The 19883-nt window shown below is 41.9% G+C and carries 16 protein-coding genes and 1 pseudogene; 3 read left to right on the top strand and 14 right to left on the bottom strand.

The window, feature by feature from the left end; translation table 11 throughout:
- Window positions 1-6: 6 nt before the first annotated feature.
- The 12 genes from H8744_RS16910 to H8744_RS16855 all read right to left on the bottom strand — a co-directional run bounded on the left by H8744_RS16910 (window position 7) and on the right by H8744_RS16855 (window position 16361).
- The gene (locus H8744_RS16910; protein WP_262435978.1) at window positions 7-375 is read right to left on the bottom strand and encodes a response regulator; all 369 of its coding nucleotides are present in this window, start codon (window positions 373-375) and stop codon (window positions 7-9) included.
- 218 nt (window positions 376-593) lie between these two features.
- Window positions 594-2861, bottom strand: coding sequence for an LruC domain-containing protein (locus H8744_RS16905; RefSeq protein ID WP_262435977.1), 2268 nt, complete (start codon window positions 2859-2861; stop codon window positions 594-596).
- Window positions 2862-3031: 170 nt separating this feature from the next.
- Window positions 3032-4078: an asparaginase gene (locus H8744_RS16900; protein WP_262435976.1), complete on the bottom strand. Its 1047-nt coding sequence runs from the start codon at window positions 4076-4078 to the stop codon at window positions 3032-3034.
- A gap of 123 nt (window positions 4079-4201) precedes the next feature.
- Window positions 4202-4972 carry a tryptophan synthase subunit alpha gene (gene trpA, locus H8744_RS16895; RefSeq protein ID WP_262435975.1) on the bottom strand — a complete coding sequence of 257 codons (771 nt, stop codon included), beginning with the start codon at window positions 4970-4972 and terminating at the stop codon, window positions 4202-4204.
- Window positions 4969-5601: a phosphoribosylanthranilate isomerase gene (locus tag H8744_RS16890; protein ID WP_262435974.1), complete on the bottom strand. Its 633-nt coding sequence runs from the start codon at window positions 5599-5601 to the stop codon at window positions 4969-4971. The genes trpA and H8744_RS16890 overlap by 4 nt, the downstream gene beginning before the upstream one ends.
- Before the next feature lie 80 nt (window positions 5602-5681).
- On the bottom strand, window positions 5682-6467 hold the full coding sequence (gene trpC, locus H8744_RS16885; RefSeq protein ID WP_262435973.1) for an indole-3-glycerol phosphate synthase TrpC: 786 nt from the start codon (window positions 6465-6467) through the stop codon (window positions 5682-5684).
- A complete protein-coding gene (gene trpD / locus H8744_RS16880) occupies window positions 6464-7468 on the bottom strand; it encodes an anthranilate phosphoribosyltransferase (protein ID WP_262435972.1) in 1005 nt (334 codons plus the stop codon). Before trpD ends, trpC begins: the two co-directional genes overlap by 4 nt.
- 4 nt (window positions 7469-7472) lie before the next feature.
- Window positions 7473-8036, bottom strand: a complete 564-nt coding sequence (locus H8744_RS16875; protein ID WP_262435971.1) for an anthranilate synthase component II — start codon at window positions 8034-8036, stop codon at window positions 7473-7475.
- 238 nt (window positions 8037-8274) lie between these two features.
- Window positions 8275-9681, bottom strand: coding sequence for an anthranilate synthase component I family protein (locus H8744_RS16870; RefSeq protein ID WP_262435970.1), 1407 nt, complete (start codon window positions 9679-9681; stop codon window positions 8275-8277).
- Between the two features lie 58 nt (window positions 9682-9739).
- The gene (gene trpB, locus H8744_RS16865) at window positions 9740-10930 is read right to left on the bottom strand and encodes a tryptophan synthase subunit beta (RefSeq protein WP_262435969.1); all 1191 of its coding nucleotides are present in this window, start codon (window positions 10928-10930) and stop codon (window positions 9740-9742) included.
- Between the two features lie 458 nt (window positions 10931-11388).
- Window positions 11389-12321 carry a PD-(D/E)XK nuclease family transposase gene (locus tag H8744_RS16860; protein WP_262435968.1) on the bottom strand — a complete coding sequence of 311 codons (933 nt, stop codon included), beginning with the start codon at window positions 12319-12321 and terminating at the stop codon, window positions 11389-11391.
- Between the two features lie 1592 nt (window positions 12322-13913).
- The gene (locus H8744_RS16855) at window positions 13914-16361 is read right to left on the bottom strand and encodes a hypothetical protein (protein ID WP_262435967.1); all 2448 of its coding nucleotides are present in this window, start codon (window positions 16359-16361) and stop codon (window positions 13914-13916) included.
- A 190-nt stretch (window positions 16362-16551) separates the two neighbouring features.
- Between H8744_RS16855 and H8744_RS16850 the strand changes: the two genes are divergently transcribed.
- Window positions 16552-17697: an iron-containing alcohol dehydrogenase gene (locus tag H8744_RS16850; protein ID WP_262435966.1), complete on the top strand. Its 1146-nt coding sequence runs from the start codon at window positions 16552-16554 to the stop codon at window positions 17695-17697.
- Between the two features lie 127 nt (window positions 17698-17824).
- On the opposite strand, the pseudogene H8744_RS18955 reads toward H8744_RS16850, so the two are convergent.
- Window positions 17825-17932 (bottom strand): annotated as a pseudogene (locus H8744_RS18955) (Ppx/GppA family phosphatase); the annotation flags it as partial.
- Between the two features lie 149 nt (window positions 17933-18081).
- On the opposite strand from H8744_RS18955, the gene H8744_RS16845 reads away from it, so the two are divergent.
- Together H8744_RS16845 and H8744_RS16840 are read left to right on the top strand one after the other, a co-directional pair.
- Window positions 18082-18654 carry an HdeD family acid-resistance protein gene (locus H8744_RS16845; protein ID WP_262435965.1) on the top strand — a complete coding sequence of 191 codons (573 nt, stop codon included), beginning with the start codon at window positions 18082-18084 and terminating at the stop codon, window positions 18652-18654.
- Window positions 18655-18721: 67 nt separating this feature from the next.
- Complete coding sequence (locus tag H8744_RS16840; protein ID WP_262435964.1) at window positions 18722-19018, top strand: thioredoxin family protein; 297 nt, start codon at window positions 18722-18724, stop codon at window positions 19016-19018.
- 95 nt (window positions 19019-19113) lie between these two features.
- On the opposite strand, the gene H8744_RS16835 is transcribed toward H8744_RS16840, so the two are convergent.
- Window positions 19114-19875: a glycerophosphodiester phosphodiesterase family protein gene (locus tag H8744_RS16835; protein WP_305067394.1), complete on the bottom strand. Its 762-nt coding sequence runs from the start codon at window positions 19873-19875 to the stop codon at window positions 19114-19116.
- Window positions 19876-19883: the final 8 nt, after the last annotated feature.

The following is a 19883-nucleotide window of genomic DNA, read 5'->3' as shown; positions in this document are numbered from 1 at the left end:
AGATGGTTAACCGATGATTTTTTTGATACGGACTTTCAGTTCAAGCGGATTGAAAGGTTTTAAAATATAATCTTCAGCTCCTTCTTCCAATAATCTGATTCTTTCTGTCGTACTTTCTTCACTGGATAACATTACGATGGGGATAGATTTGAATAACTCGTTACTCTTCATATACAACAGGAACTCGTCGCCCCTCATCTCCGGCATACGTATATCTGAAATGATAAGATCGGGTATGTTACCTTCACATAGCCACGCAATGGCTTGGATAGGATTTTCTTTGTAAACGAAGTCATAATCTTTACTCAGGTAAATGGCTGCTACTTTACCAATTGTTATTTTATCATCGATGAGTAATATCTTTTTTCTATTCATTCTATTCGAAATTTTACTCTGTTTGCTTTGCTTATAATCCTGTTAGTAATTACACTCGCTGCTTCAGCTTGTGCAAATATAAAGAATATTTTATTATTTATATTATTCACGATGAAGTTATTTATCTATTTTCCGGTAAAGATGGTTGTTTATGCAAAAAAGAAGCCGGATTTTAGCAAAATCCGGCTTCTTAGAGATATCATTAAGTGGAAATCCGATTATTCGTAGATGTATTTCTTATCCGTTTTATCCGTGGGATATTCATACCATTCAAGGTTGTCGGTATGATTTTGGGCCCATTTTTCAAATAGGGGATAAGCTTCGGTTATCTTGATTCCTTCGATGGGATATTTAAAGTCGGGTACGCTGATAGCCCATGTGAATTGTCCGGCAACATCCAAATTTTGCTGATGGATGTCTCCGTTCGCTGTCGCACCGTAATCCCTGAATTCGTATAAGTGGATTTCGGTTCTCTTGTTTTGATTGCCTAAAGTATAGGCAATGAAAAAATCAAGATTGTCTTTGGTGATTAACGGCTCTGTTTGATTTTTGTCAGTAAGGGTGATGATCACTTCCAATGTATACAGTTCATTGGTTTTGTTCTGCCCGGTGTTGAGCATCTTTCGGTCATTGCCATAGCCATATACCTGATGGGCATCACCGAACAGGGGGATAACGATTTCACTACCTGCGTTTTCCGTGTTATTATTATCGAACATGGAATTCACCAATGTTTCACGCATGGCAGTGTGCCCACTGAATGTGACATGCTCGACAGCATTTTTGCTGATGCCCGCCAATCGTAGTCCGGCTCCCAGTTTCTTGCTGGCTCCAACAGCGTTCAGAGTGATGTTATACCGTATCTTTCTTATTTTATTTGTACTTTCTTCTCTGTCATATTCGGTAGATACGTTCATGACGATATCATTGAAGTCGTAATCTCCCGCCAAAGGATAATTGTCTTCAAAAGCATAGGTATAGCTTATCGGCTTGGTTTCAATATCTTCACCGCCCGTGTTCGGGGTATTGCCTTCGCCTGTACACTCGCCTGCGGGAATGATCAGGGGAGATTCGCCATATTTGGCAATTACTCCTTCTGAATTCTTTAGGGCGTCAAAGAAAGGACTCATCCATGATTCTGTACTGATGTTCTCATCGATTTCTTTGATTTCGTAATAGATATTACCGGAACTTTTGAAACTTTCCAAGGACTCGATTTCTTCTATCTTTATCAGGCTGTATGCATCAGAAGGTCCCGTGAACGTTGCACCGGATAGTTCTGTGTTACCGGTGATCGTAAGCATTGAGCTTTTTCCCATAGTCAGGGTTCTTCCCCAATGTTTTTCAGGATTATACTCTTCAATGAGTGCCGCACAGGAAATTCCTAATTTCAGATGCCCGTTGAATGCTTCCACTTTCAGGTAACATCCGTTTTCTATCGTAACATGTTCCGATGTCTTTTCTATTTCAAGTTTGCCTTGATTGATAAAGCGCGCTCCGATATTCTGGAAATTCAGCTTGTTCATTTTCATCGTTCCGCAGTTATAAAATACACCGTTTGAACCATCCGTATGTATCTCGTCTACTTCTATTGTTCCGGCATTATAGTTGTATTCACCGTTGGAAGCGGTAGGAAAATAAATTTTACTGTTATCCTCGCCTTCAATGATCCCGCCTGCAAAGACAATCAGGCGACTTCTGCCGTTTGGTCTCAACTCTTTATCTTTCGGAACGATGATCTTTCCGCTACTTGTGACGTAAACGTCGATGCCGGTTTCTATCTGTTGCAGGTTTTCTTGCGGGTTCCATGTCCCTTCAATGATAACGGTTGCTTTAGCCCCGCTCCAAATTCCGTCCGTATATATTCTATGATTGAAAGTTTCTCCTTTCCGGATTTTAAAAATCTCACCGGCTTTGATTACAGTGCTTGATGTTAATTCAGGAGCATTCACTGCCAGTGCGATGACTTCTGATTCTGATTTCTCAGGTGTATAAGTTTCTATGCCGTTCGCAGAAGCGGGACTTGCTTTTGCGACTGCGGATTGTATGCCGAAAGTAGCTTCAATCCGATTGTTATCAATGGATACATATTTCAAAAGATGGCGGTTCTGGGTGTCTGTGCGTAGTACATACACGCTATTTAATGCCATCGGGCAGTCTAAAGTAGTTTCAAATCTTGTCTCCTGATTGGCAGAACCTTCAGCAAGCAGTTTTGCGTGACCGGATTTGTTTAGCGGATTTGCATCGAATATCTGAATTTTGTAATCCGTTCCCCAATCTTCATTTACCCCTATGGATACCTGTGCATTACGGGTAGTTTTCCAATCCATGTCAGGATCGATGTCTTTTACTGGAAAAGCATTCTGATAAAGCTCTTTCGTTTGTTCTGCATCGAAAAGATTTTTTTCGTTATCGACACAACTACTTAAAATAGCTACGCCGACACAGAGTGAAACGGCTAGTAACCGACTGGATTTTAGTTTCATGATACTGCAATTTGTTTGTTTTGTTAAATTCTACTGTCTGGAAGACAAGTTTATTTTATAGCGCAAATATAGTTGTTATTTATAATAAAATAACCGCTGACTATGAAAAATATTTTCAAGCTAATGTTTCCCTCTATTTACTAGGAATGAAAAATATAGTGAATTAAATATCAATCGACTGACTTTGTGATTTCCCCCACCAGGCAGGAATTCATTTTGCGTCTGATTTCCTCATTGCTCAAGCCATGTCCTAACAGGAACATCAGTTTGGTCAATGCACATTCCGGAGTACTGTCGTAACCACTGATCACGCCTGCTTCTAATAAGTGAATGCCGGTTTCATAACGCTCCATCTCCACTGCACCGGATGAACATTGAGTGATGTTGACAATGATGATGCCCCGTTCGGTGGCCTCTTTCAATTGCCTGATAAACCAAGGTTTCTGAGGGGCATTTCCCGAACCGAATGTTTTTAATACCACGGCTTTCAGACCTTCTACATGCAACAGGGAGTTTACGATGCTCTCCTGAATGCCGGGGAAGAGGGTCAGTATGACGACATTGGTATCGAATAAGTAATGGGGTTTCAAAGCCTTTGCCGGGTCGGGCTTATGGATTAAATTCAGTTCGTATTTGATATGTATTCCTACGCTCGCCAAGGGAGGATAGTTGAACGAACGGAAAGCATTGAAGTTCTCTGCATTGATTTTGGTGGTGCGGTTGCCTCGCATCAGATGATTTTCAAAGAAGATGCAGACTTCGGGGACAATAGGTGTGCCGTCCGGGTTCTTGGCCGCAGCAATTTCGATGGCGGTGATCAGGTTTTCTTTTCCGTCAGTGCGTAGGGTTCCGATGGGGAGCTGGGAACCGGTCAGGATGACGGGTTTGCTTAGATTCTCGAGCATGAAGCTCAAAGCCGAAGCAGTATAAGCCATCGTGTCGGTTCCATGCAAGATGACAAAGCCATCGAAGTTGTCATAATTATGATAGATGATTTCTACCAGTTTTGCCCAATAAAGTGGTTCCATATCGGACGAATCGAGAGGCGGAGCGAACTGATAGGAGGAGATCCGGTAATTGAAACGTTTGAGTTCGGGGACGTGTTTCAACAGGTGGTCAAAGTCAAAATTTTCTAAGGCACCTGTTTCCGGGTTTTCTATCATTCCGATAGTTCCACCGGTGTATATTAACAGCACTGATGGGCAATTGGCTAACATATCTGTGGATTTTTTGTTAATTTCGCGACAAAGATACGCATTATAATTACGAATTACAAATTACATAATACGAATTTTTGATGGATGGACAAGCCCTGATAATTTGTAATTCGTAACCGGAAGTCAGTTGATAGCGTCCAGCAAGCGGAGGATCGCCTTTTCCGGATCTTTTTCTTCGTCCAGAAGTGAAACAAAACGGCTGCCGATAATCCCTCCCCGGGCATTTTCACAGGCGGATTGGAAAGTCTGTTTGTTTGAAATGCCGAAACCGATCATGCATGGGTTCCGTAATTGCATCTCATTTACTTTTTGGAAATAGGCACGTTTCTGCACATCGAAATCTTGTTGGGCACCCGTGGTCGCTGCCGAAGAAACCATATAAATAAAGCTGTCCGTGTTTGCATCGATCTCGCGGATACGTTCTTCGCTGGTCTCAGGAGTGATCAGCATGATAACTTTGATGTCGAAACGTTCGGCAATGGGACGGTAATGTGCCTGATAGTCGCGGAAGGGGAGGTCGGGAATAATTACTCCGTCAATACCACATTCCATGCATTGCTTACAGAATGTTTCAAATCCGAATTGCATGATCGGGTTGAGATACCCCATGAGTATCAAGGGGATATTTATTTCCTGCCGGACATCGCGGAGTTGCTCAAAAAGGAGTTTGAGTGACATTCCGTTGCGAAGTGCTTGTGTCGCTGCGTTCTGTATGACGGCTCCATCCGCCATGGGGTCGCTGAAAGGAATGCCGATCTCGACCATATTTACGCCGTTCCGTTCAAGGCTGCGTATCACGGAAACGGTATTCTCCAAAACGGGAGTACCGGCACAGAAATAGATGGAAAGCAAGTCTTTCTTGCTGCTTTTGAAAAGTTGGTTAATCCGATTCATATCGTTTGTTTTTTATGAAGATCATTGATAAACATCTGCAACTGTTCTATGTTTTTCATTCCGGGTTCGAGTTCAAAACGGCTGTTCAAATCATAGCCAGCCAAACGCGGATGGTGAAATTCCTGTAGTCTCTGGGCACTGAATGGAGTGATCCCCCCACTGAGCAGGAAAGGAGTCTTGCCATTGTATATGTGTAAGATGTTCCAATCGAATGTGTTACCGGAACCGCCATATTGCGTACAGGGGGTGTCGAACAGGAAATAGCGGCACGATGTCTCATACAAATGCGTCTTTAACAGGTCTCTTGTTTTTGCGATGGAAAACGCTTTAATGACTTGCAGACCTTCAGACCGGAGGGAGTGGCAATATTCGGGCGATTCACTGCCGTGTAGCTGGATGAAATCCAGCTTGAAGCGGACGGCTGACTTTTTCACTTTCTCTATGTCCTCATTGACAAAGACACCTACTCGCAAAGCATGTTTCGGCAGATAATCCGGCTTTTTACGGACATACCGGGGCGATTCCGGGTAAAAGATAAGACCGATCATGTCAACGCCCAAAAGTTCGGTTTCATGAATGTTCTGTCCGTCTTTCATGCCACACACCTTAATTAATTTATTGTTTATCATATTTTATAAGATTTAGAGTCGGTTTGAATTTTCCTCGAAAGAAAGCTGGGGATAAATTTAAACAGGCTCTCAAAAGATTGTCATTTGTGTATTCTGTTTATAAAATCTTTCAGCATTTCGCCCGGGTGTTCCGCCCGCATGAAGGTTTCTCCGATGAGGAATCCCCTGAAACCGGCTGCTCGGAGTCGGTTTACCGTTTCCGGGTCGGAGATACCGCTCTCGGATATCCAAAGTTTGTCTTTGGGTAATTTCTCTGCCAATCGGAATGAGTTCGAAACTTCCGTATGGAAACTTCCCAGATTGCGATTGTTGATACCTATCATATCGACATGCTCGTTCATATAGGATAGTTCTTCCTCACGGTGGATCTCAAGCAGGACTTCCAGTCCTAGTTCATGCGCTTTCTCGGTGAGGGAAAGGCATACTTCCCTTTCAAGTGCTGCCGCGATGAGCAACACCGCATCTGCTCCTACGATGCGGGCTTGGTAAAGCTGGTACTCATCAAGGATGAAATCTTTCCTCAGAATCGGAGTATCCACGGAGGTTCGTACCGTACGAATGTCGCGCAGCGTACCTCCGAAATATTTCTCGTCGGTAAGTATGGATAGGGCAGATGCACCGGCTGCTTGGTAGGATGGGACAATCTCTTCCGGCATCGCATTTTCTTTTATCCATCCTTTGGAGGGAGAACGTCTTTTGAATTCGGCTATAATGCCCGTGGGGGAAGAGGCTACTGCCTGTCGCATGGAGCGTGCAGGGAGGGCGTGCAGAATGCTTTCCTGCAATTGCCGGAGGGAGACGGCTTGTTTCTGCCGTTCTATTTCCAATCGTTTATTGGTGATGATTTCGGATAAGATATCTTTCATCGGTTTACCTTATTTAATTCTATAAATTTTCTGAAAGTGGTCTGTGCTTTACCGCTTTCCAATGATTCGCGGGCGATGGCTATACATTCCTCAATGGATTTTTCCGGGTGTATCACCTGAATGGCAAAGGCCGCATTCACGATAACGACATTTTTCTGTGCATCGGTTGCTTGGTTTGCCATGACATGGCCGAATATTTTTGCAGCCTCTTCGGGGGTAGCTCCACCGTCTAACTCTTCTTCTCTGTTCCGGGCGAATCCTAAGCTTTCCGGGCTGTATATTTTCTCATTCCCCGAGGTGGCTACTTTGAAATCATCGGTTAGAGAGATTTCGTCATACCCGTCTAGGCTGTGAACGACTGCAAATGGCGTGTCGCTAGCCTGATAAGTATAGGTGTAGAGCCGGAGTAACGGCAGATTGTAAACGCCCAATAATTGGTAGCGTGGAAGAGCCGGGTTGACCAAAGGCCCTAACATATTGAAAAAGGTTCGTACGGCTAACGCACGCCGTATGGGGGCGACCGCTTTCAGAGCCGGATTGAATAACGGGGCATGTAAATAGGCGATGTTGCACTTTTCCAGAGAACGGTGTAATTGGTCTGTGTCGCTGGTGAAGTGTACGCCATGCTGCTCCATTACGTTGCTGGCACCACTGACGGAAGTTGCCCCGTAGTTGCCGTGTTTAACGACCGGGAAGCCTGCACCTGCCACGACAAAACATGCGGCTGTCGATATGTTGAAAGTGTTTTTTCCATCTCCTCCCGTACCAACGATGTCGATAGGGGAAAATTCATTCAAATCGACGGGAATGCACATTTCAAGCAAAGCATCCCGGAAACCGCAAAGTTCTTCCACCGAAATATTCCGCATCAGAAAAACGGTAATCAGCGAGGCTACTTGCGAATCGTTATATTTGCCTTGCGCAATGTTTTGCAGGATGGTACGGGCTTCGTCGCAGGCGAGATACTGGTGTTCGAAGAGCTTATATAGTATCTGTTTCATGACTTCAAGTATTTAAAAAGTTTTGGATGATTAATTTCCCTTGTGGTGTCAATACGGATTCGGGATGAAACTGAATGCCGTGAACGTTGTAGGACTTATGGCGCAAGGCCATGATCTGCCCCTCTTTGCTTTCCGCTGTGATTTCAAGGCATTCGGGGAAAGCCTTCCGGCTTACTACCCAGGAATGGTAACGTCCCACCAGCAATTCATTTTCCATTCCCCGGAACACGATGTCTTCCTTGATAATATTTACCGGAGTTTGCACACCGTGGTATACTTCCGTCAGGTTTTCCAGCGTTGCACCGAATGTTTCACCGATTGCCTGATGCCCGAGACAAACCCCAAGGATGGCTTTTGTAGGGGCATAGCGTTTGATAATGGGCAGAAGCAAACCGGCTTCTTTCGGTATTCCCGGTCCCGGTGAAAGGATGATTTTATCGAAACGATCTACTTCGTCAAGGGTTATCTGGTCATTGCGGAATACTTCCACATCGGTTCTTCCCAGTTCCTTTACCGCATGCAGTAAATTGTAGGTGAATGAGTCGTAGTTATCTAAAAGCAAAATCATACTATTTTCAAATTTATATCAGAATTTAGTTGGAATAAGAACGGAGTACTGATTGGCAGTGGACAAAGTTCTTATTTTTTATAATATCTGTTGTTAATAATCCGTTTATTTTTGAACCTTTTTAAATTTTCCTCAGCCCTTATCGGAGGATTTCTTTTGGAGGAAAATTTAAACAGGTTCTAATTTCCCTAATTAGGTTGCATTGGGAAATTATTGTTTATGTTTCTATGGCTTATAATCAGTTCTTTAATTCCGCTGCCAGGTCGATCGCTCTTTTCAAAGCTCCTAGCTTATTGTTCACTTCTTGCAACTCCTGTTCTTCCCGGCTATGAGCTACAATGCCGCCACCCGCTTGCAGCCATAACTTATTGTTCCGGCTTACAAATGTACGAATGGTAATGGCTTGATTCAAATCTCCGTTCAATCCGATGAATCCGATGCATCCCCCGTATGCCCCTCGGTTGTGGGGTTCGATCTCACTGATGAGTTGCATTGCCCGCACTTTGGGGGCACCACTCAGCGTACCGGCTGGAAACGTGTCTATGAAGCTGTTGATGGAACCAGCGTCATCGTTGAGCCTGCCGCTTACCCGGCTGACAAGATGTATGACATGGCTGTAATACTGTGGTTCCTTAAAAAATACGACTTGTACATCATGGCAGTTGCGGCTTAGGTCGTTCCGGGCAAGATCGACCAGCATCACATGTTCGGCATTCTCCTTCGGGTCGGCTAAAAGGGATTGGGTCAACTCTTTATCCTTTACCGTATCACCGGTTCGGTGTGTAGTGCCGGCAATCGGATCGATATAGGCATTCCGGTTCTTAATTTTACAATGTGTCTCCGGTGAGGAGCCGAAGATGCGGTATCCACCGAAGTCGAAATAAAACAGATAGGGCGAAGGGTTTATGCTTCGGAGTGCGCGATATACTTTGAAATCATCTCCGGCATAGGGTTGTATGAATCTTCGGGACAGTACGATCTGGAACACATCACCGCGCAGGCAGTGGGAAATGCCTTTACGGATATTTGTCTTGTGTTCTTCATCGCTGATGGGGCTGGTGATGGGTCCGGTGATGGAAAAGTTATAGGAGGCATAATTGCGGTTTTCGATTGCTGACTCCAATGGGGGAATGCCGCTTTCTTCGTTGTCAGACAGGATCTCGACCAAGGTCATTTCATTCTTGAAATGGTTGAAGACGATGATGTATTTATAGATAATGTATAGGATGTCCGGTGCGTCATTCATTCCATCGTGGCTTTCTTTGATGGGGATATGTTCGAAATATTTTATGGCATTGAAGGTGGTATAGCCATAAAGTCCGAATATCTTTTTGTGTTCGCCCGATACTTGGAAGCATGAGATGAAGTCGTTTATGGCTTTTTCTGCAGTGAGATTCTTGCCGAGGGCTTCCTCCTTTTGCGTTCCGTCAGGATAGCTGGTTGTAACGATGTCATTGTTGATGCCGATGCTTGCCAGTGGGCAAAGGGCGATGTATGACATTGAATTTTCTCCCGCGTGGAAGTCCGAACTCTCCATCAGAGCCGATTGCGGATACAGGTCACGGACTTTCAGGTAGATGCTGACGGGGGTATGCAGATCCCCGAGTAATTGTTTGCTATTGGTTGTATAATGAAATGTTTTCATCTTTATTCTTAAATTGATTATTAAATATTTCGAGTCAACGTGTCCCCTTGTCGGTTCGTCAACGATCGGATTCCGCTTGGAACAAATACGTTTCAATATCCTTATCCCCCCGTCCCGATACAGTCAGCACCACTACATCTTCCGGCCTGAATTTTATTTTCTCAAGAGCCCCCAGCGCGTGAGCCGATTCGAGAGCCGGAATGATGCCTTCAAGTTTGGTCAGTTCAAATGCGGCTTTTATGGCTTCGTCATCGTTTACAGCCAACACGGTGGCTCTATGTTGTTGGGCAAGGTGGGCATGGATCGGCCCGATGCCCGGATAATCCAGTCCGGCGGAGATGGAGTACGGTTCTTCTATCTGTCCGTCCTCGTTCTGAATGACAAACGTGCGTGCCCCATGGATGATTCCTGTTTTCCCCAACTGGATAGTAGCTGCCGTCTGACCGGTTTCTACTCCTTTGCCACCGGCTTCTGCCAGAATGATGTTTACCCGCTCGTCATCCAGATAGTGATAAATGGTGCCCGCTGCATTGCTTCCCCCACCTACGCAGGCGATAAGATAATCGGGATAATTTCTGCCTTCTTTCTCTTCCAATTGCTTTTTTATCTCTTGGCTGATTACCGATTGCAGCCGCGCCACCATGTCCGGATAGGGATGAGGCCCTACAGTCGAGCCGATGATATAATAGGTGTCCGACGGATGGCAACACCAATCACGTATCGCCTCGTTAGTGGCATCCTTTAATGTCATGTTGCCCGATGTCACCGGAATGACAGTGGCTCCCAGCATTTTCATCTTTTCCACATTGACGTGCTGCCGTTCCACATCTGTCTTTCCCATGTAAATGATGCATTCCATATTCATCAGCGCACAGACGGTGGCGGTAGCTACCCCGTGTTGTCCCGCCCCGGTCTCGGCAATGATGCGGTTTTTCCCCATGCGGCGTGCCAATAAAATCTGTCCGATCGTATTGTTGATTTTATGTGCCCCGGTATGGTTTAAGTCTTCCCTTTTCAGGTACAATTTGCATCCGTATTTCTCTGAAAGGCAGCGTGCAAGGTAGAGTGGGGAGGGACGGCCTACATAATCGCGTAATAATTGGTCGAATTCTTGTCGGAAGTTTTCATCGTTTAGAACCGTGAGGTAGGTGTCTTGTAGCTCTTTCACACATTTATGAAGAATTTCAGGAACGTAGGCCCCACCGAATTCTCCGTAATAACCCTCTTTGTCGACTTGATAACTTTTCATATGCTTTGCTTTTACTGTTGATAATCTATTTTTAATTGTTCCGGCACGTCGAACAGGAAAAAGAAAAGAGCCCTGCCGCAAGTTGCGACAGGGCTCTTTTCCAAATCTGTTATATATTGAATGAAGTATATACACACGAGCGCTGCTCCCTTACGACTGTCGGAGTTGTAACGGGTGCCACCACCAATATGTATTTACTAATATAGTTCTCATTGTTATTTGTTATTTTACGAGGGGCAAATATAAACACATTGTTTGAAACCACAAATAAAATCTTTCTTTTTTATTATATCTTAGGAAATTTCATAAATAAACGGTTTCTCCCCGCAAAAGGCTTTAATGCCCCTAAAGCCTTTCTAAGACCACCTTTCCTTTGCCCTACCATCCCGTGGGAAAAAGGTATAGGCGGTCTGTCTTTTTTGCGTGCCAAGCTTTGGCTTTTATTATTTTAAGTGATTTTATAAGCTTTCTATTTCCTCGGCAGAAAGTCCGGTAGCTTGAATTATCATTTCGATAGATAATCCCATCTTTTTAAGGTTATGGGCTATTTCTGTTTTCCCTTCTATCTTTCCTTTTTTTAGACCTTTTGCTTCGCCTTCTTTAATTCCTTCTTTAATTCCTTCCAACCGTCCTTCAAGTTTTCCTTCAAGCCTTCCTTCCAACTTGGCAGTATCCAGCACATCATTTTGTATCATGATCGCACTTAGATGTTCATCGTATGCATGCCTTTCTTCAGGTTTCATATTATAATAAATAAGTTTCTGGCGGGCTTCCGCAAGTCCGGGTGCTGTGGTATCCGGGCGTATACGTCCCGTTTTCAGATAGTCAATCCATTCTTCGAGTGGAGTAATGGCGGCTTTATTGAATTCATTCACCCGAATCAGGAAGTATTCGGGGAATATCTGAGAGGGAAGTTTGCTTACCAAAGCATCTTTTTCTTTGGTGCTGACTAATAACTGATCGCCTGTGTGTACACCCAGAAATGTATTTTGCCCGTGGTACAGATAATCGTTCCCTTTGCCAATATCAAAATAGAGAATGCTGACGGAGTATATTTTCTTCACTTCGTAGTAGCGTTCGCCCAACGAGATATGCTCGGTAATGGCTTTGGCCACCCCATAGAGAATGCGCTCCAGATAATCCAACTCCCGCGTATTCTGAATTTCTACGATAATAATTTCTCCTTTGCTGTTCTTCGCTTTAATATCTACCCGGTTGAATTTGTCATCGGCAGTAAGCTGATTGCCTTCGCTTTCGAGTATTTCTACTATCTTGACTTGTTCGTTCAGCAATACGGTTAGCAGACCTTCGAGAACTCCGAAATTGGCTTTCTGACGCAAAAGACGCTTTACAGCCCAATCAAATCTGATATAACGGTCGACTGTTTCCATAATCATTCATTTAAATCCTTTAATAACACAAAGATATGCATTTTAAAATGAATAGATGCTATTATTTCTGTTTTTCGTCACTAAAGTGTCATTCCGCTTACTTCATTTCTGACGGCAGATGAACAGATTATTCCGGAGGCTATAATGTGCTTTAGCTAGGGCTTACTTTAGATAAGAAGAGAAGTAACAATAAAGATATCAAGTATCTTAGAGAGCGAGCAGCATCACAACAATACAGTCAAAAATATTAATATGTAGCAACATGGAAAAATTTTTGAACTATATGTAAAATGTCCTTGTGATCTATTGTTGCATATGTTAGATTCAAGAAATTATTATAATTTCCTGAATGACATGTCACCTGAATTATTTACGGGAGAGTGCAAGGACTTTTCGCTATCAACTTTGGAATGCAGTTATTGCATGTTATCAAGGGCAGTAGGATTAGCCGGATATGAAAAGACAAAATATTTTCTATTATTTTCAATACTTTGTACCAGAAGGGGGTTATAGGACATGTAATGAATCAGTGAATTGACTATTTTATAGTAATATCCGTGTTTATGTGACACTCTACCTTGTTTTCTGATTTATTGCTAACTACTTACTTCTTCAAAACTGCCGGAATAGCATCCTATAAGGTCGTTTTCGGGCTCGAAAGGAGGAAAAAAAGAGGCTTTCATCTATGAAATAACCTAAATTGACGGATGAAACATTAATTGTCGTGGATGAACTATTAATTATCATCCAATGAAACATTAATTATCATCAAGTGAACTATTAATTATCATCGGATCAAGTTACCATTCCCATCCGATGAAATCGTATTATCATCGGATGAAGTGATTGTTTCCATCTAATGAAGGCATAATTCTTCTGTTTGCTTCGATTTTTATCCACTTATTCTCTACTTGCTTCGCTGCGGGTGAACTCTCTTTTTTAATAAAATGAGAGAATAATTGCTTACTGTAAATCATTTGGAATGGAGAAATGGTGAAATTAAATCCTTCTGCTGATGATTGTATCGTTTGTCAATCAAATTGAAAAAGGCTAATCGCTTTACATTGCGTTTTTTCGATCATGCTTACCATTGGGACGGAATAACGCTGCTCAGGGCATTTGAAAAAAGCAAACTGTCAAAATGATACGGGAAGTATTTTCTATGATTGATTTGCAGGGAATAGTAAACATTTGTCTTTCGGACTTGTTTCTATTGCAACGAATCATTAAAAAACAAAACCGATTATGAAACAAAGAAAAGTTCTTATAGGAATTGCCGTAGCTATTTTTATCTTACTGTTATTGTACTGGTTGTTTGTAGCCGAAGATATCAATGCATGGCTTCCGGTCAACTAATCAGGTAGTGACTTTAGACGTGTATGTTCTTTTATGGATAAATTGCGGGATAATAAAATCTGTTTATTATCATTGCTTTCAATAATAAAACTGCTTTTCTTTTGTAGTTTTTGGTTATATGGAAGATGTCTGAAAGGATTTACAGGGTGCAAGTATGATACCAAAATAAAAACACTCTCTATAGATTGGTATCCCAGTCTATAAAGAGTGTTTATTTACCCTTGCTGAAAATAAATCTATTTTATCATAACCTTGTAAGAGATAGCGTTGATATTGATTATATAGAGTCCTTTTCCAAGAAACACACAATCAGTATTTCCATGATATACTTCCTTTCCAAAAGCGTCATAGACCCGGATGATTTGTATGGCAGGTAATGTAATCTTTCCATTTTCAATGCTGATGGCTTCGTATTTTATGTCGTTAATTCCGGATATTATGTCAGTAGGGATAAAGTACACCCAATCCCCATAATTGTATTTATTATTACTATCTATATAAAATGCCCGGTATTTATAAGTATTGTTATTGGTAACATTATTTGTTTGCGCAGTAAAAGATGTAATACCTTCTGCCAATGATGAATAGATAATATCGGATTTTATCATGTCAGGATGATTGCTGTCCCGGTATTCAAAGCCGACTTGGGCATCATTCTCTCCTCCTATCACATTTCCTCTGAATGTGACTTTTGTATCCAATATAGGAGACAGTGTCTGTATCTCAATATTCTTTGTAGTATAGGTGTAAATTGGGCTGTAATAATATACATTGTTGTAGTTTATATAGGCCCTGCAATCATAAGATGTGTTTGGTGATAAGTCTTTTAGTTCGATTTCAAAGGTTCCATCGTCATTGCTTTCAGTAAGGCAATTGCTATAAGTAACATCTGTTGATTTTTTATATTCTATTGTAACTTCCGTCTTTACTATACAATTGATTCTTCCATGTAGATAAATGGATTTCTTGTCTATATCAGGCGAGGGGAATGTTATTGTCACTGGTGATGTGGAGAAATTAGCCAGGTCGCCATAAATGCTTTCTCCTGCGACTGTGAGGATAAATGCCTGGTAATAATAGGAGGTATTAGGTTGTAAACCTTCCAGCTTATAAGAAAAATCTTGCCCTGTTGAATACACTACATGAAAATCCTTTTCATATTCTTCCTTCCACAGAAAACCCTGTGATTGGATAGGAGTCGTTCCACTTTGCACATATCCTACCAATGTTGCGCCTGTTGCTGTAATATTTTCGCATTCTTGTGTCTCAACTGTAATTGGTGATGTCGCAAAATCTATCTCGTTGAAATATATGACATCTCCACGTGTTGTCATAACAAAGGCTCTGACAACATATTTCACAGACAATTCCAGATCTGATACTTCGACCGAAAAATCATCTTGTGCATACACTTTCTTATAATTCTGACTGTCTCTCTTTTTGTACTCAAATCCTTTTTTGGTGATGGCGGATGAAGATATATTTATAGGAATAGCCATGAATTTAGCTGTATTCAGATGTATGTCTTCCACTTGTGTCTTGACGGCAAAACCATTTAGATGGAATGGGATATTATTGTTTTTTGTGACAGAATTTGTCCAGAAACAGGCTCTCTTATCTGATAATATTTGTATGTTTTGATTTAGTACATCGGTAAAATTGTAGGAAGTATTGTTAAGCTGGGAAGAACTCAGTCTTGTTCCTGCATTCAAAATATTGGGTGCTATGATTGTATTTGAAGACGAGAAATAGGCATTGGATGTTGTACCCGAATTATCAGCAACAATTCCCCCACCATAAGAATTTGTACCGTCCAATGATACTAATATACAAATCGCTGCTTCTATATTTCCCAGATTTATTACGTTATTTATAGTACCTGTATTAGTACCACATATCCCTCCGGCATATCCACAGGGTAATCCCCAGCCGACTTTCCATGAACTGGAATAACCTACAACAGTGTGTATATTTCCGTAATTCACGCAGTTAATTATTGTATTCTCATTTTGTCCTGCAATTCCGCCGGCAAAATTCAAAGTTGCTCCATAATCATGAACGCTTGGTTCTGCTGAAATATCCCCGTTATTCACACAGTTTATAATCTCGCCTTTGTTTATAACACAAACACCACCAGCATTATGGTTATATCTGTAATCTGCTCCACTGATCTTGTTATAGGCACTTACAGTACAAGATATTATGCAATTGGAAATACATCCTGTATTTTCCACACACAATCCACCTGCAGAAACGGCTCCATAGCCTCTGGAAGCTAATAAAACAGAACCTTTCAATTCCATATTTTCAATCTCACCCGTATTATTTATAATAAAAGCCTTGATCGCTCCAAAGGCATTATCAGTATAATTGATCATGAAATTAGATATATTATGAAAGTTTCCATTCATTATGCCGTCAAAGGTATTGATGGGAGTCCAATTGTATCCGGACAAATCTATATCTGTTTGTAAATTGATTGTCTTATTTGTGAAAGAAACCCCATTATTGCATAGATAAGCAATACCGGCCAATTCTTTAGCCGTTGAGATATCAAAAGAACTTGATAAATCATTATACCAGGATGTTTCATAGTTTCCAGAATCCGTCCAGTTACCCGCATTGCAGTACATATGGGGATAGAAGAGTGCGATTACGTAATAAAGAATTAGTATGTATCTCATGTTTGTTTTGTTTTAAAAAGGTAAGTAATCGGTGGTAAAATTAATAAGAATTATTGATATTCATCATCTAGACTCTTCTTTTTTGCATTACCTTACCATTTGTTTTTATCATCCTTTAAAATATTCTTTTTACCTTTGCAAAAGAAGGGTGAATAAAAATAAGCTCTAAGAATAATATCAAAATACATTTATGGAAAATTTTATTTTTCAAAATCCTGTAAAGCTCATTATGGGGCGGGGGATGATTGCCCGGTTGGATAAGGAAATTCCAGCCGGTAAACGAGTTATGATCACTTTCGGTGGTGGAAGTGTAAAGAAGAACGGAGTGTATGATCAAGTGAAAGAAGCTCTTAAGGATTATTTCACTGTGGAATTCTGGGGGATCGAACCAAATCCTTCGATAGAAACACTGAGAAAAGCCATCGTGTTGGGGAAGGAAAACAAAGTAGACTACCTGTTGGCTGTCGGTGGTGGTTCGGTGATTGATGGTACAAAGCTGATTTCTGCCGGATTACTATATGACGGAGATGCCTGGGATTTGGTTATGGCAGGCCGTCCTGTTACCAATACGGTACCTCTTTCAACCGTTTTGACCCTCCCGGCTACGGGTTCCGAAATGAACAGCGGTGCGGTTATTTCCCGCCATGAAACCAAAGAGAAATATCCATTCTATTCCAATTATCCTTTGTTCTCCATTCTTGATCCTGAGGTGACTTTCACTTTACCTCCTCATCAGGTGGCTTGTGGGATTTCAGATACATTCGTGCATGTGATGGAGCAATATATGACGACTCCGGGGCAGAGCCGTGTGATGGATCGCTGGGCGGAAGGTATCCTCCAGACGTTGATAGAGATTGCCCCGAAAATCCGGGAAAATCAGCACGACTATGACCTGATGGCAGACTTCATGCTTTCCGCCACCATGGGGCTGAATGGGTTTATTGCCATGGGGGTGACGCAGGATTGGGCTACCCACATGATTGGCCACGAACTGACAGCACTTCATGGTCTGACACATGGTCATACGTTAGCGATAGTTCTACCTGCCACTTTGCGTGTGCTTCGTAAATCCAAAGGAGATAAAATCCTGCAATATGGTGAACGAGTATGGGGAATAACCTCCGGTACCAAAGAGGAGCGTATTGATGAAACCATACGTCGTACGGAAGAATTTTTCCGTTCGCTGGGATTGACTACCCGGTTGAGTGAAGAAGGTATCGGTGAAGAAACGATTGCTGAGATTGAGCTCCGTTTCAATGCCCGTGGAGCAAAATACGGTGAAAATGAAGATGTCACCGGAGCGGTGGCAAGGGAGATATTGGAGAGCGCTCTTTAAGAGTCGGTTATCAAACTGTTTTATACTATAAGATAACTTTCTAATAAAATGGTATAAGCCTTGAATATCATATGTGTAATTCAAATATAACATTCAAGGCTTATGCTTGTTATACTTTTGTAAGGAGGGAAATTAAGTTGGGAGCTAACACATTTCCCTTTTTGTTTACACATTTTATCAGTAATCTCACGGTATTCGAACCGATCTCAATAGCTGAATAATATATCTTTTTCATACTTGATGGATGGGGGTGTTGTTTTAGTTTTCCTCCGGATAGCTGTGAATGAACCTAAAACAAAATTCGTTTGTTGTTTCCGTATGTAGACAGAAACACCTATATTCGCAGGAGGTTTGAGATATGTCCTGTTTTAAATAGAAGAAGATATGAAAACAATGAATTATTCACTTATTCGCACTGTCTGTGCGTTTATTATCGGTTTGGTACTTGTGCTTTGGCCTGATGCAGCCGTACAATACCTTGTCATTACCATCGGTGTATTATTTCTAATCCCGGGATTGATCACTCTAATCGGTTATTTCGGTGCCAAGCCGGAGGGAGGTATGAAACCCCGTTTCCCTATCGAAGGAGTGGGTAGTCTGCTTTTAGGGCTTTGGTTGATTGTAATGCCCGGTTTTTTTGCTGACGTATTGATGTTTATTTTGGGCTTTATCCTTATTTTAGGAGGAGTACAACAGATAGCATCGCTTTCGAGAGCGAGGCGTTGGATGCCCGTTCCGGCAGCTTTTTACATTGTGCCCGTACTGATTCTTATAGCCGGTATCGTTGCGTTGTTTAATCCGACAGGAGCGCGTAACACGGCATTTATGATTATTGGTGTCAGCAGCCTTGTTTATGCAGTTTCCGAATTAATCAACTGGTTTAAATTCTCTAGCCATCAGCCCAAGAATCCGATGAAAAGTGAGGATGATATCGAGGACGCGAAGATTATAGAATAAAATATAGCGGATGAAACCTTTTACGGTTTCTTTTGTTGATGTTTTATAATTTAATCAAGAAAAAACGATGGATGTAGCAAAACAATTACAGGCAGCAGAAGCAACGGGGCAGTTGGTCTTGATTCTGTTTTATGCCGACTGGTCTCCCCATTATGAATGGTTGGAACCTGTGATTCGTACCTATGAAAAAAGAGTAGTAGAGTTGGTAAAAGTGAATATTGAGGGAGATAAGGCAGTTGCCGATTCTTTCAATATTGATACGGCTCCCGCTTTTGTGTTACTTCATGGAAAAAGAGAATTATGGCGTCAGGTAGGCGAGCTGACGGTAGAAGAGTTTAAACAAGTATTGGAAGATTTCCAATAGTACGAATATAAAAGAAAAAGAGTGAATAGCTGATTGTAAATTGATAAAGTACAATTGCAAGCTATTCACTCTTTTTTCTTTTCGCATTTTCTTTCCTACTTGTTAAGCTTTTCAAAAAGAAGTACCGGTTCGTTGGTAGTTATGAAATCCACATTCCGGTCAATGAGCCATTTCATATCATCCGCTTTGTTAACGGTCCAGGCATTAACTTTCATGCCCAGTTCGTGACACTCTTTAATCCACTCCGGATGTTTTTTGAAAACAGAGTAGTGGTAGTCCGGACCCGCACATCCCATCTCTTTCAGTTCTTTCGGAGTCAGTTTCCCATCCAGATTGAATACCGGTGTACCTGCAGGAGCAAGACGGATGAACTCTTTTGTAGCATGTAGAGAGAAAGTTATGTACTCCATCCGATTTTCCAAACCGAACTTTTTCACCATATCTACAATCTTTTCAATTGCTTTGGTCTCCCGTTCCGGTTTACTATGAACTTTTAACTCCAATATAAGGCGCGTCTTCGTCTTTTGAGCCGCTTGGAGATATTGCTCTAAAGTGGGCAGGGTTTCTCCGTTATCCAGTTTTAGTGAAGTAAGCGTGGTAGCGGTAGAGCGTTCCATGCTTTTCAGTTTGAAGATGGGATCATGATTCACCACCAGTTTGTCGTCAGCGGTCAGCCAAACATCAAATTCAGAACCGTAACAACCGATAGAATCCGCTTTAAGAAGAGCTGCGATGCTATTTTGTGCAGAACCGTTCGTTTTCCAAAAACCACGATGGGCTATTACCTGAGTCTGCGCCATTGCATTGTAGATGCATAGCAGGAGAGCAGAGGTAAAAAGAATTTTTTTCATTTTCATGGTGTTTA

This window comes from Jilunia laotingensis (genome assembly GCF_014385165.1).
GTDB classification, from domain to species: domain Bacteria; phylum Bacteroidota; class Bacteroidia; order Bacteroidales; family Bacteroidaceae; genus Bacteroides; species Bacteroides laotingensis.
Note: the sequence above shows the minus strand (reverse complement) of the source record. Positions and strands in the feature narration are given on the sequence as shown.